The 12,054-nt window shown below is 45.9% G+C and carries 13 protein-coding genes and 3 pseudogenes; 12 read left to right on the top strand and 4 right to left on the bottom strand.

Going from position 1 to position 12,054, the window contains the following annotated elements; genetic code table 11:
• Positions 1 to 5: 5 nt before the first annotated feature.
• Positions 6 to 158, bottom strand: a pseudogene (locus ACJHX4_RS06990) (integrase core domain-containing protein); the annotation flags it as partial.
• On the opposite strand from ACJHX4_RS06990, the pseudogene ACJHX4_RS06985 reads away from it, so the two are divergent.
• Positions 156 to 569: pseudogene (locus ACJHX4_RS06985) on the top strand (helix-turn-helix domain-containing protein); the annotation flags it as partial. The pseudogenes ACJHX4_RS06990 and ACJHX4_RS06985 sit on opposite strands and share 3 nt — an antisense overlap.
• Before the next feature lie 461 nt (positions 570 to 1,030).
• On the opposite strand, the gene papI reads toward ACJHX4_RS06985, so the two are convergent.
• The gene (papI, locus tag ACJHX4_RS06980) at positions 1,031 to 1,264 is read right to left on the bottom strand and encodes a major pilus subunit operon transcriptional regulator PapI (protein ID WP_000006211.1); all 234 of its coding nucleotides are present in this window, start codon (positions 1,262 to 1,264) and stop codon (positions 1,031 to 1,033) included.
• Positions 1,265 to 1,669: 405 nt separating this feature from the next.
• Between papI and ACJHX4_RS06975 the strand changes: the two genes are divergently transcribed.
• The 11 genes from ACJHX4_RS06975 (at position 1,670) to sfaX (ending at position 10,922) form a co-directional block, all read left to right on the top strand.
• Positions 1,670 to 1,984, top strand: a complete 315-nt coding sequence (locus tag ACJHX4_RS06975) for an adhesin biosynthesis transcription regulatory family protein (protein ID WP_000930062.1) — start codon at positions 1,670 to 1,672, stop codon at positions 1,982 to 1,984.
• Between the two features lie 207 nt (positions 1,985 to 2,191).
• Positions 2,192 to 2,743 carry a P fimbria major subunit PapA gene (gene papA / locus ACJHX4_RS06970; protein ID WP_001531940.1) on the top strand — a complete coding sequence of 184 codons (552 nt, stop codon included), beginning with the start codon at positions 2,192 to 2,194 and terminating at the stop codon, positions 2,741 to 2,743.
• Between the two features lie 62 nt (positions 2,744 to 2,805).
• Complete coding sequence (locus ACJHX4_RS06965; protein ID WP_021533987.1) at positions 2,806 to 3,393, top strand: fimbrial protein; 588 nt, start codon at positions 2,806 to 2,808, stop codon at positions 3,391 to 3,393.
• Positions 3,394 to 3,451: 58 nt separating this feature from the next.
• Positions 3,452 to 5,962 carry a P fimbrial usher protein PapC gene (gene papC, locus ACJHX4_RS06960; protein WP_000654936.1) on the top strand — a complete coding sequence of 837 codons (2,511 nt, stop codon included), beginning with the start codon at positions 3,452 to 3,454 and terminating at the stop codon, positions 5,960 to 5,962.
• Between the two features lie 85 nt (positions 5,963 to 6,047).
• Positions 6,048 to 6,767 carry a molecular chaperone gene (locus tag ACJHX4_RS06955; RefSeq protein WP_001363619.1) on the top strand — a complete coding sequence of 240 codons (720 nt, stop codon included), beginning with the start codon at positions 6,048 to 6,050 and terminating at the stop codon, positions 6,765 to 6,767.
• 36 nt (positions 6,768 to 6,803) lie between these two features.
• Positions 6,804 to 7,385: a pilus-assembly fibrillin subunit gene (locus ACJHX4_RS06950; protein ID WP_000261302.1), complete on the top strand. Its 582-nt coding sequence runs from the start codon at positions 6,804 to 6,806 to the stop codon at positions 7,383 to 7,385.
• A 9-nt stretch (positions 7,386 to 7,394) separates the two neighbouring features.
• Positions 7,395 to 7,931 carry a fimbrial protein gene (locus ACJHX4_RS06945; RefSeq protein WP_000597719.1) on the top strand — a complete coding sequence of 179 codons (537 nt, stop codon included), beginning with the start codon at positions 7,395 to 7,397 and terminating at the stop codon, positions 7,929 to 7,931.
• Positions 7,932 to 7,957: 26 nt separating this feature from the next.
• Positions 7,958 to 8,479: a fimbrial protein gene (locus tag ACJHX4_RS06940; protein WP_001531938.1), complete on the top strand. Its 522-nt coding sequence runs from the start codon at positions 7,958 to 7,960 to the stop codon at positions 8,477 to 8,479.
• A 74-nt stretch (positions 8,480 to 8,553) separates the two neighbouring features.
• On the top strand, positions 8,554 to 9,057 hold the full coding sequence (gene papF / locus ACJHX4_RS06935) for a P fimbrial tip protein PapF (protein ID WP_001531937.1): 504 nt from the start codon (positions 8,554 to 8,556) through the stop codon (positions 9,055 to 9,057).
• Between the two features lie 43 nt (positions 9,058 to 9,100).
• Complete coding sequence (gene papG-III / locus ACJHX4_RS06930; protein ID WP_001531935.1) at positions 9,101 to 10,108, top strand: P fimbria tip G-adhesin PapG-III; 1,008 nt, start codon at positions 9,101 to 9,103, stop codon at positions 10,106 to 10,108.
• A gap of 262 nt (positions 10,109 to 10,370) precedes the next feature.
• Complete coding sequence (gene sfaX, locus ACJHX4_RS06925; RefSeq protein ID WP_001445604.1) at positions 10,371 to 10,922, top strand: HTH-type transcriptional regulator SfaX; 552 nt, start codon at positions 10,371 to 10,373, stop codon at positions 10,920 to 10,922.
• Between the two features lie 451 nt (positions 10,923 to 11,373).
• On the opposite strand, the pseudogene ACJHX4_RS06920 reads toward sfaX, so the two are convergent.
• Both ACJHX4_RS06920 and ACJHX4_RS06915 read right to left on the bottom strand, forming a co-directional pair.
• A pseudogene (locus tag ACJHX4_RS06920) lies at positions 11,374 to 11,753 on the bottom strand (GTP-binding protein); the annotation flags it as partial.
• A 118-nt stretch (positions 11,754 to 11,871) separates the two neighbouring features.
• Positions 11,872 to 12,054, bottom strand: a 183-nt coding sequence (locus ACJHX4_RS06915) for a hypothetical protein (protein ID WP_410239910.1), incomplete at its 5' end; no start/stop codon positions are given.

The raw sequence follows: 12,054 nt of genomic DNA, 5'->3' as shown, positions 1-12,054 counted from the left end.
TCAATTTTCTCAGCAAGTTCAAAGTAGTGTTCCATCGGAGTTTTACCGTTGTGAGCGCTATGAGGACGTTCCCAGTTATAGTAATGCTGCCATTCTGCCAGCAGTTCCTTCAGGTCATCAGCAGAAAGATCTACGGTAGCGTAAAACTCAGCTTTGTTCACGATCACCAACATCGTAAATGGCTCCACCTCGATACCTGCCAGTTCATGAGATTAGTCGAATCCGATGTTCCCCGCGTTATGTGCCCGAAGCGTTGTTGCCAGCCCCTGCCTGTAGCATGGACTGGTCCGGCAGCCGGTACTCGCTGCTGTTCGAATTGTTCGTGCTCTCATGGCTAAAAATCAGCACCGTTGATGCCGTCAGGAAACAACTTAAAATTAGCTGGAATGCCGTTGACGGCATTATGACTCGTGTGGTTAAGCGCGGTCTGTCCCGGATGAAAAAGCCTTTATTAGCACGTCATATGAATGTAGACGAAGTCGCCTTTAAAAAGGTATAGGTATATAACAGTAATATCTGATCGTAACGGACGGACGCTGGAATTAACCGATGACCGCAGCACAGAGAGTAGGGGATGCGGACGGTCAAAGATCGCGGCGTTGGATTTTATAAATCTGTCTCCAGTAGTAGATGAACTGAATACAAAGTTGCCAGAGAGTGGTCTGTCAGGCAGGGAATCAGAAACTGGATATTATTGACTGGTACATTGTGTCGGGCTGTGTACGTTCTCCCCGGACAGACAGTCTCAGTTCGTAGAATCTATAAATTACTGCTACTGATGCTGCCGGGGAAAGGCGTAACGAAAAAACAGCCTCCGTTACCGGACAGCAAGGAGGCTGAATGGAGTTTACAGGATTTGCTTTTTTATAATGTCTGGCCATGCAGTAAAACCGGACAGGTTTTATTATCATGTGAGGTATTCTGACATAAAATGCTGGATTTTTATTTTGTGACGAATGCTGCAAAATTGAATCTGCACTCTGATGTAACTTTTATCTGTTTCAGTGAAGCATGCCCACAAATTGAGTTATTAAGTTGTGGAAGAACAGTTTTGTCCCGCCTGCATCTCTCCTTTCAAAAACCAGTATGTTGCCATGCCTCGCCTTAATGGAGAGCGCTGAACCACACCTTCTTTTTCCAGTAATAACAGGTAATAGCGTGCCTGATAATCCGTTACCGCCAGCGCCTCCGCAATTTCTGCGGTTTTCCCTCCATTATGCCTGTTCAGAAATTCCAGTATTTCATTCTTCATATATTCACTCATCTCACTGTAACAAAGTTTCTTCGAATAATAAAAATCATGCTCTCTGTTATCAACGGAAAGGTATTTTTATTCTCTATGTTTGCTTTATTTGTGAAATTTAGTGAATTTGCTTTTTGTTGGCTTTATTTGATGTGTATCACATTTTGTGTGTTATTTTTCTGTGAAAAGAAAGTCCGTAAAAATGCATTTAGACGATCTTTTATGCTGTAAATTCAATTCACCATGATGTTTTTATCTGAGTGTATTCTTGTTGTTGGTGTTTTATTCTAGTTTGATTTTGTTTTATGGGTTAAAAGATCGTTTAAATCAATATTTACAACATAAAAAACTAAATTTACCTTATTGCGTTAAGAGTGTTTCCGGGCCGGAAGCATATATCCAGGGGCCCGACAGAAGGGGGGAAACATGGCGCATCATGAAGTCATCAGTCGGTCAGGAAATGCGTTTTTGCTGAATATACGCGAGAGCGTACTGTTGCCCGGCTCTATGTCTGAAATGCATTTTTTTTTACTGATAGGTATTTCTTCTATTCACAGTGACAGGGTCATTCTGGCTATGAAGGACTATCTGGTAGGTGGGCACTCCCGTAAGGAGGTCTGCGAGAAATACCAGATGAATAATGGGTATTTCAGTACAACACTGGGGAGACTTATACGGCTGAATGCTCTTGCAGCAAGGCTTGCACCTTATTATACAGATGAGTCGTCGGCATTTGACTAAATTATGGCATTCCGGAGTTTCTGGAAGATAAAAAAAGAAGCCCTTATCAGAAAGCAGACAGGTTATATCAGTATTCTGTCGATAAATAACCTGCCCTGAAAATACGAGAATATTATTTGTATTGATCTGGTTATTAAAGGTAATCGGGTCATTTTAAATTGCCAGATATCTCTGGTGTGTTCAGTAATGAAAAAGAGGTTGTTATTTATGATTAAGTCGGTTATTGCCGGTGCGGTAGCTATGGCAGTGGTGTCTTTTGGTGTAAATGCTGCTCCAACTACTCCACAGGGGCAGGGTAGAGTAACCTTTAACGGAACTGTTGTTGATGCTCCATGCAGCATTTCTCAGAAATCAGCTGATCAGTCTATTGATTTTGGACAACTTTCAAAAAGTTTTCTTGCAAATGATGGTCAATCCAAGCCAATGAACTTGGATATTGAATTAGTTAATTGTGACATTACTGCCTTTAAAAATGGTAATGCTAAAACTGGGAGCGTTAAGTTAGCTTTTACAGGCCCAACAGTTAGTGGTCATCCTAGTGAGTTAGCTACTAACGGCGGTACGGGCACAGCTATTATGATTCAGGCTGCGGGTAAAAACGTTCCCTTCGATGGTACGGAGGGGGACGCTAATCTCCTGAAAGATGGTGATAATGTACTGCATTATACAGCTGTTGTTAAGAAATCATCTGATGGTAATGCTCAAATTACTGAAGGTGCTTTTTCTGCAGTCGCAACCTTTAATTTAAGTTACCAGTAATTCATCTGATTTTTACAGGGTGAGGCAAGACCCACCCTGTGTCTGACAACGACATTTAAGGTATGAAGAATTTTTGTGTTCTGTTTGTGATGTATTTCTGGAGTACATTACTTCATGCTGTATCTTCAGAGCCATTTCCTCCGCCCGGCATGTCCCTTCCTGAATACTGGGGAGAAGAACACGTATGGTGGGATGGCAGGGCTACTTTTCATGGTGAGGTTGTCAGACCTGCCTGTACTCTGGCGATGGAAGACGCCTGGCAGATTATTGATATGGGGGAAACCCCGGTACGGGATTTACAGAATGGTTTCTCCGGACCTGAAAGAAAATTCAGCCTCCGGCTCAGGAATTGTGAATTTAACAGTCAGGGTGGGAACCTTTTCTCTGATTCCCGGATAAGGGTGACTTTCGATGGCGTCCGGGGTGAAACGCCGGATAAGTTTAATTTATCCGGTCAGGCAAAAGGAATTAATCTGCAGATAGCTGATGCCAGGGGAAATATTGCCCGGGCAGGGAAAGTAATGCCTGCAATACCATTGACGGGTAATGAAGAAGCGCTGGATTACACCCTCAGAATTGTGAGAAACGGAAAAAAACTTGAAGCCGGAAATTATTTTGCTGTGCTGGGATTCCGGGTCGATTATGAGTGAGTCACTCCGGTGAGATGTCCGGTTATTTATCTTTTTTGTGAATCTGGTGATGCGTGGAATGAAAGACAGAATACCTTTTGCAGTCAACAATATTACCTGTGTGATATTGTTGTCTCTGTTTTGTAACGCAGCCAGTGCCGTTGAGTTTAATACAGATGTACTTGACGCAGCGGACAAGAAAAATATTGACTTCACCCGTTTTTCAGAAGCCGGCTATGTTCTGCCGGGGCAATATCTTCTGGATGTGATTGTTAACGGGCAAAGTATTTCTCCCGCATCGTTACAGATTTCATTTGTTGAACCTGCGTTGTCAGGAGATAAGGCAGAAAAAAAATTGCCGCAGGCCTGTCTGACATCAGATATGGTCAGACTGATGGGGTTAACAGCAGAATCTCTGGATAAAGTTGTTTACTGGCATGATGGTCAGTGTGCGGATTTTCATGGGTTGCCGGGAGTGGATATTCGTCCTGATACCGGAGCGGGCGTATTACGCATCAATATGCCGCAGGCCTGGCTTGAGTATTCTGATGCCACCTGGCTGCCTCCCTCACGCTGGGACGACGGCATTCCCGGACTGATGCTGGATTATAACCTCAACGGGACGGTTTCCCGTAATTATCAGGGAGGAGACTCTCATCAGTTCAGTTATAACGGGACTGTGGGGGGGAATCTGGGGCCCTGGCGCCTGCGGGCTGACTATCAGGGAAGCCAGGAGCAGAGCCGCTACAACGGGGAAAAAACGACAAACAGAAATTTCACATGGAGTCGCTTTTATCTGTTCCGTGCCATTCCACGATGGCGGGCAAACCTGACGCTGGGCGAGAATAATATCAACTCAGATATATTCCGGTCATGGAGTTATACGGGAGCCAGCCTGGAAAGCGATGACCGGATGCTGCCGCCCAGACTGCGAGGCTATGCACCGCAGATTACCGGGATTGCGGAGACTAATGCCCGTGTTGTGGTGTCGCAGCAGGGACGGGTGCTGTACGACTCGATGGTCCCCGCAGGGCCATTCAGTATTCAGGACCTGGACAGTTCAGTTCGCGGACGTCTTGATGTTGAGGTTATTGAACAGAATGGACGGAAGAAAACCTTTCAGGTCGATACAGCCTCGGTTCCTTATCTGACGCGTCCGGGACAGGTCCGGTATAAACTTGTCTCCGGTCGTTCCCGTGGATACGGGCATGAGACCGAAGGGCCTGTATTTGCGACCGGAGAGGCATCCTGGGGGCTCAGTAACCAGTGGTCGCTGTATGGCGGGGCTGTGCTTGCCGGTGATTATAATGCACTGGCAGCCGGTGCCGGCTGGGACCTGGGTGTGCCGGGGACCCTTTCCGCTGATATCACGCAGTCAGTAGCCCGTATTGAGGGAGAGAGAACGTTTCAGGGAAAATCCTGGCGTCTGAGCTACTCCAAACGGTTTGATAATGCGGATGCCGACATTACGTTCGCCGGGTATCGTTTCTCAGAGCGAAACTATATGACCATGGAGCAGTACCTGAACGCCCGCTACCGTAATGATTACAGCAGTCGGGAAAAAGAGATGTATACCGTTACGCTGAATAAAAACGTGGCGGACTGGAACACCTCTTTTAACCTGCAGTACAGCCGTCAGACATACTGGGACATACGGAAAACGGACTATTATACGGTGAGCGTCAACCGCTACTTTAATGTTTTCGGACTGCAGGGTGTGGCGGTTGGATTGTCAGCCTCAAGGTCTAAATATCTGGGGCGTGATAACGATTCTGCTTACCTGCGTATATCCGTGCCGCTGGGGACGGGGACAGCGAGCTACAGTGGCAGTATGAGTAATGACCGTTATGTGAATATGGCCGGCTACACTGACACGTTCAATGACGGTCTGGACAGCTACAGCCTGAACGCCGGCCTTAACAGTGGCGGTGGACTGACATCGCAACGTCAGATTAATGCCTATTACAGTCATCGTAGTCCGCTGGCAAATTTGTCCGCGAATATTGCATCCCTGCAGAAAGGATATACGTCTTTCGGCGTCAGTGCTTCCGGTGGGGCAACAATTACCGGAAAAGGTGCGGCGTTACATGCAGGGGGAATGTCCGGTGGAACACGTCTTCTTGTTGACACGGATGGTGTGGGAGGTGTACCGGTTGATGGCGGGCAGGTGGTGACAAATCGCTGGGGAACGGGCGTGGTGACTGACATCAGCAGTTATTACCGGAATACAACCTCTGTTGACCTGAAGCGCTTACCGGATGATGTGGAAGCAACCCGTTCTGTTGTGGAATCGGCGCTGACAGAAGGTGCCATTGGTTACCGGAAATTCAGCGTGCTTAAAGGGAAACGTCTGTTTGCAATACTGCGTCTTGCTGATGGCTCTCAGCCCCCGTTTGGTGCCAGTGTAACCAGTGAAAAAGGCCGGGAACTGGGCATGGTGGCCGACGAAGGCCTTGCCTGGCTGAGTGGCGTGACGCCGGGGGAAACCCTGTCGGTAAACTGGGATGGAAAAATACAGTGTCAGGTAAATGTACCGGAGACAGCAATATCTGACCAGCAGTTATTGCTTCCCTGTACGCCTCAGAAATAAATGAAAGTCCGGAATATTAACGGCTGATGAATGCGGTTATGCCATTTTCCGGACCAGGTGAAATTACAGAATGTGGAAATTAAGTATGATTCGAAAAAAGATTCTGATGGCTGCCATCCCCCTGTTTGTTATATCCGGGGCAGACGCTGCTGTTTCGCTGGACAGAACCCGCGCGGTGTTTGACGGGAGTGAGAAGTCAATGACGCTTGATATCTCCAATGATAACAAACAACTGCCCTATCTTGCTCAGGCATGGATAGAAAATGAAAATCAGGAAAAAATTATTACAGGGCCGGTTATTGCCACCCCTCCGGTTCAGCGCCTTGAGCCGGGTGCGAAAAGCATGGTCAGGCTGAGTACCACACCGGATATCAGTAAACTTCCTCAGGACAGGGAATCACTGTTTTATTTTAATCTCCGGGAAATACCGCCGAGGAGTGAAAAGGCCAATGTACTGCAGATAGCCTTACAGACCAAAATAAAGCTTTTTTATCGCCCGGCAGCAATTAAAACCAGACCAAATGAAGTATGGCAGGACCAGTTAATTCTGAACAAAGTCAGCGGTGGGTATCGTATTGAAAACCCAACGCCCTATTATGTCACTGTTATTGGTCTGGGAGGAAGTGAAAAGCAGGCAGAGGAAGGTGAGTTTGAAACCGTGATGCTGTCTCCCCGTTCAGAGCAGACAGTAAAATCGGCAAATTATAATACCCCTTATCTGTCTTATATTAACGACTATGGTGGTCGCCCGGTACTGTCGTTTATCTGTAATGGCAGCCGTTGCTCTGTGAAAAAAGAGAAATAATGTACCGCAATAACGGTTAAATGCGGGTGGGATATTATGGTTGTGAATAAAACAACAGCAGTACTGTATCTTATTGCACTGTCGCTGAGTGGTTTCATCCATACTTTCCTGCGGGCTGAAGAGCGGGGTATATACGATGACGTCTTTACTGCAGATGAGTTGCATCATTACCGGATAAATGAACGGGGGGGACGCACCGGAAGCCTGGCAGTCAGTGGTGCACTGCTGTCCTCACCCTGCACGCTGGTGAGTAATGAGGTGCCGTTAAGCCTCCGGCCGGAGAATCACTCTGCGTCAGCCGGAGCACCTCTGATGCTGAGGCTGGCAGGATGTGGGGACGGTGGTGCACTTCAGCCCGGAAAACGGGGCGTTGCGATGACAGTCTCCGGCTCACTGGTAACCGGTCCCGGAAGCGGAAGTGCTTTACTTCCTGACCGTAAGCTATCCGGCTGTGACCATCTTGTTATACACGATGGTGATACCTTTTTACTGTGCCGGCCTGACCGGCGGCAGGAGGAGATGCTGGCCGCCTGGAGGAAAAGGGCGACACAGGAGGGTGAGTATTCTGATGCCAGGAGCAATCCGGCCATGCTGCGTCTGAGCATAAAATATGAGTAAGGGAATGTGATGATAAAAAGCACAGGCGCTCTTTTACTGTTTGCCGCACTGTCTGCCGGGCAGGCAATGGCCTCAGATGTGGCATTCAGGGGTAATCTGCTTGACAGACCCTGCCATGTGTCCGGTGACAGTCTGAATAAACATGTCGTCTTCAAAACCCGCGCGTCCAGGGATTTCTGGTATCCGCCCGGACGTTCGCCGACAGAGTCGTTTGTCATCAGGCTGGAAAACTGCCATGCAACAGCAGTTGGCAAAATTGTGACACTGACCTTTAAGGGGACGGAGGAGGCGGCCCTCCCGGGCCATCTGAAGGTAACCGGAGTGAATTCCGGCCGGTTAGGCATTGCACTGCTGGACACCGATGGCAGCAGTCTGCTGAAACCCGGCACCTCCCATAACAAAGGCCAGGGGGAAAAGGTTACCGGAAACAGTCTTGAGCTTCCTTTCGGCGCGTATGTTGTGGCAACGCCGGAAGCCCTGCGGACGAAGAGTGTGGTACCCGGTGATTATGAAGCAACAGCCACGTTTGAATTAACATATCGTTAGAAAAAATTTTGTACAGGATATTTCAGATGAAAAAGATAAGAGGTTTGTGTCTTCCGGTAATGCTGGGGGCAGTGTTAATGTCTCAGCATGTACATGCAGCTGATAATCTGACCTTTAAAGGAAAACTGATTATTCCTGCCTGTACTGTACAAAATGCTGAAGTTAACTGGGGTGATATTGAAATTCAGAATCTGGTACAGAGTGGCGGAAATCAGAAAGACTTTACCGTCGACATGAACTGCCCCTATAGCCTGGGAACCATGAAAGTTACAATAACATCAAATGGTCAGACAGGTAATTCGATACTGGTGCCTAATACTTCAACCGCTTCTGGTGATGGGCTGCTCATTTATCTTTACAATAGTAATAACAGTGGTATTGGTAACGCTGTCACTTTAGGGAGTCAGTTTACGCCCGGAAAAATCACAGGAACAGCACCAGCCAGAAAGATTACTCTTTACGCAAAACTTGGATATAAAGGAAATATGCAGAGTTTGCAGGCGGGAACATTTTCTGCAACGGCAACGCTGGTTGCATCATATTCGTAATAGTATCAACTAAAATACGCCGATTTTATATCTCATAAAATAAAATGTTTTCTGTGCCGCTCTCCGGAGGGGGGATGATTCGTTTATCATTATTTATATCGTTGCTTCTGACATCGGTCGCTGTACTGGCTGATGTGCAGATTAACATCAGGGGAAATGTTTATATCCCCCCATGCACCATTAATAACGGGCAGAATATTGTTGTTGATTTTGGGAATATTAATCCTGAGCACGTGGACAACTCACGTGGTGAAGTCACAAAAAACATAAGCATATCCTGTCCGTATAAGAGTGGCTCTCTCTGGATAAAAGTTACGGGAAATACTATGGGAGTAGGTCAGAATAATGTACTGGCAACAAATATAACTCATTTTGGTATAGCGCTGTATCAGGGAAAAGGAATGTCAACACCTCTTACATTAGGTAATGGTTCAGGAAATGGTTACAGAGTTACAGCAGGTCTGGACACAGCACGTTCAACGTTCACCTTTACTTCAGTGCCCTTTCGTAATGGCAGCGGGATACTGAATGGCGGGGATTTCCGGACCACGGCCAGTATGAGCATGATTTATAACTGAGTCATACCCAAATGAATAACTGTAATTACGGAAGTGATTTCTGATGAAAAAATGGCTCCCTGCTTTTTTATTTTTATCCCTGTCAGGCTGTAATGATGCTCTGGCTGCAAACCAGAGTACAATGTTTTACTCGTTTAATGATAACATTTATCGTCCTCAACTTAGTGTTAAAGTAACCGATATTGTTCAATTCATAGTGGATATAAACTCCGCATCAAGTACGGCAACTTTAAGCTATGTGGCCTGCAATGGATTTACCTGGACTCATGGTCTTTACTGGTCTGAGTATTTTGCATGGCTGGTTGTTCCTAAACATGTTTCCTATAATGGATATAATATATATCTTGAACTTCAGTCCAGAGGAAGTTTTTCACTTGATGCAGAAGATAATGATAATTACTATCTTACCAAGGGATTTGCATGGGATGAAGCAAACACATCTGGACAGACATGTTTCAATATCGGAGAAAAAAGAAGTCTGGCATGGTCATTTGGTGGTGTTACCCTGAACGCCAGATTGCCTGTTGACCTTCCTAAGGGGGATTATACGTTTCCAGTTAAGTTCTTACGTGGCATTCAGCGTAATAATTATGATTATATTGGTGGACGCTACAAAATTCCTTCCTCGTTAATGAAAACATTTCCTTTTAATGGTACATTGAATTTCTCAATTAAAAATACCGGAGGATGCCGTCCTTCTGCACAGTCTCTGGAAATAAATCATGGTGATCTGTCGATTAATAGCGCTAATAATCATTATGCGGCTCAGACTCTTTCTGTGTCTTGCGATGTGCCTACAAATATTCGTTTTTTCCTGTTAAGCAATACAACTCCGGCATACAGCCATGGTCAGCAATTTTCGGTTGGTCTGGGTCATGGCTGGGACTCCATTGTTTCGGTTAATGGCGTGGACAAAGGAGAGACAACGATGAGATGGTACAGTGCAGGTACACAAAACCTGACCATCGGCAGTCGCCTCTATGGTGAATCTTCAAAGATACAACCAGGAGTACTATCTGGTTCAGCAACGCTGCTCATGATATTGCCATAAATGGTTTATCCGGAGCCGGATAGTGTGTTGTGGATATCTGGCATGCCCCGGGAAGTCACCTTTCAGACGGGCGGAGGGCTGGTGAATTATCCGCGATTACTGAGCAGTATGGATAATCCTTTTTCACAGACTTGTCAGCAGCCAGCATTTATGTTCTTTTATCTGAGGGAATTTATCTGTACGCTGTGCCGGGATATCTCAGTTATACAGAAATCAGGCAGGAATAAATTGTAGTGGAAAGTCGATGTTTACCGGATGACTGATGCGCGCTTGTACACAGACAGTGTGTTTCAGTAATATGGAGAATAATGAAATGAATAACACAGACACATTAGAAAAAATAATCAGACACCAAAAAAACAAAGACCCCGCATATCCCTTTCAGGAGCATTTGTTGATGCAACTCTGTATTCGCGCAAATAAAAGGATGCAGGATAATATATCTGAATTTCTGGGGGCGTATGGAATAAATCACTCAGTGTACATGGTTCTCACCACATTATTCACAGCGGAGAGTCATTGTCTGTCACCTTCAGAGATAAGCCAGAAACTGCAGTTTACCAGAACTAATATTACCCGCATTACAGATTTTTTAGAAAAAACCGGATATGTAAAAAGGACGGATAGCAGGGAGGATCGCCGTGCTAAAAAAATCAGTCTGACATCTGAAGGTATGTTTTTTATTCAGAGGCTCACTCTTGCACAAAGCATGTATCTGAAAGAAATCTGGGGTTATCTGACCCATGATGAACAGGAACTGTTTGAAGTCATTAATAAAAAATTACTGGCGCATCTTGATGATGTCAGCTCATAAAGCGTGAAATGCCTGAGTATGCCGGATAGCTTCAGGCAAAAGAATAATGATTCTTGCAGACGTGTTTTTCCGGATACAAAAACAAATGATAAAAATTGCAGCGCCAGGCATCTTTCAAAGCAGGGAGACCTGTACCGCGTCGAAAATTTCAGCCAGTTAATATCATTGTCTGAACCAGGCACTTTGCCCGGGCAGGAGAAGGAGTTGTGGCGGTCTCAGCCCGGAACAATTTGAAAACCATAATCTCGCTTAGGGCCGTGTCCACATTACGTGGGTAGGATCACTCCTGGATTTTCTCTTTTTGGACATTGACGTCTCCATTGGTTTAAACACGGCAATGGAGACTGCGGTGAAAAGAGTTAATTCCCGGAGTGACTGGCTGGATGCCAATCAATGATCGGAAGCATGCCAAACTGTGAACGGAGATGGATGCCGCCAAATCATAATCGATTCAGATGCCATATTTGCAATATCTCGTTAATCGTCTGTTCAGCCGGGATATATTAGCGGGCCAGGGATCCGGGAAAATGCCACCTGATTGCCACCAGACAATTTTTTCTTCAGAAAGAAAACAGTTAATTAAGGCGGAGGTAAAATCATGGACTTCATCAGAACGTCCTATAATCGTTAAATGGCATCTCCTGCCTCCAAACCGCCCCAGAGTTTCTGCAAAGCAGAGCGCTCTTCGTGGGTCAGGTGATTATCAGGGGCTGCCAATACACCGGAATTCCAGTAGCTGATAAACTCCAGATTGATGCTTCCTGCGGCCTGGTTCCAGAGCAGAGCCATGTCAGGTCTTCCTGGTAGCCAGAAAAAGCCTTTATTACGATAATTACGTAGCGTTCAGTGATGATCTGCTAATAATATTCTGTCGATCCGCTAAGTGTCAGTGTATGCGGTAAGCCCGCCCTTGAGTTACTATTTGGCAACTGCTACATCTAAGGTGACGTTATTCGCTGGCGCCGATATTTTCTCGATGGGAGATAACCCTGCACACTATGCAGTGTAATACTCGAGCTACTGCAAGGTTACGCAATTCAGTCTTTACTGCCGTTCTTACATTCGATTTGGGTATGAAGGCTTTCATCGTTTTAACACCTTTCTGCAATTCCATTGTTCTGAGAGCTTTCCA

The organism is Escherichia sp. WS2035 (assembly GCF_046487065.1).
Classification (GTDB): Bacteria; Pseudomonadota; Gammaproteobacteria; order Enterobacterales; family Enterobacteriaceae; genus Escherichia; species Escherichia coli.
This window is presented reverse-complemented; position numbering and strand designations above follow the sequence as displayed.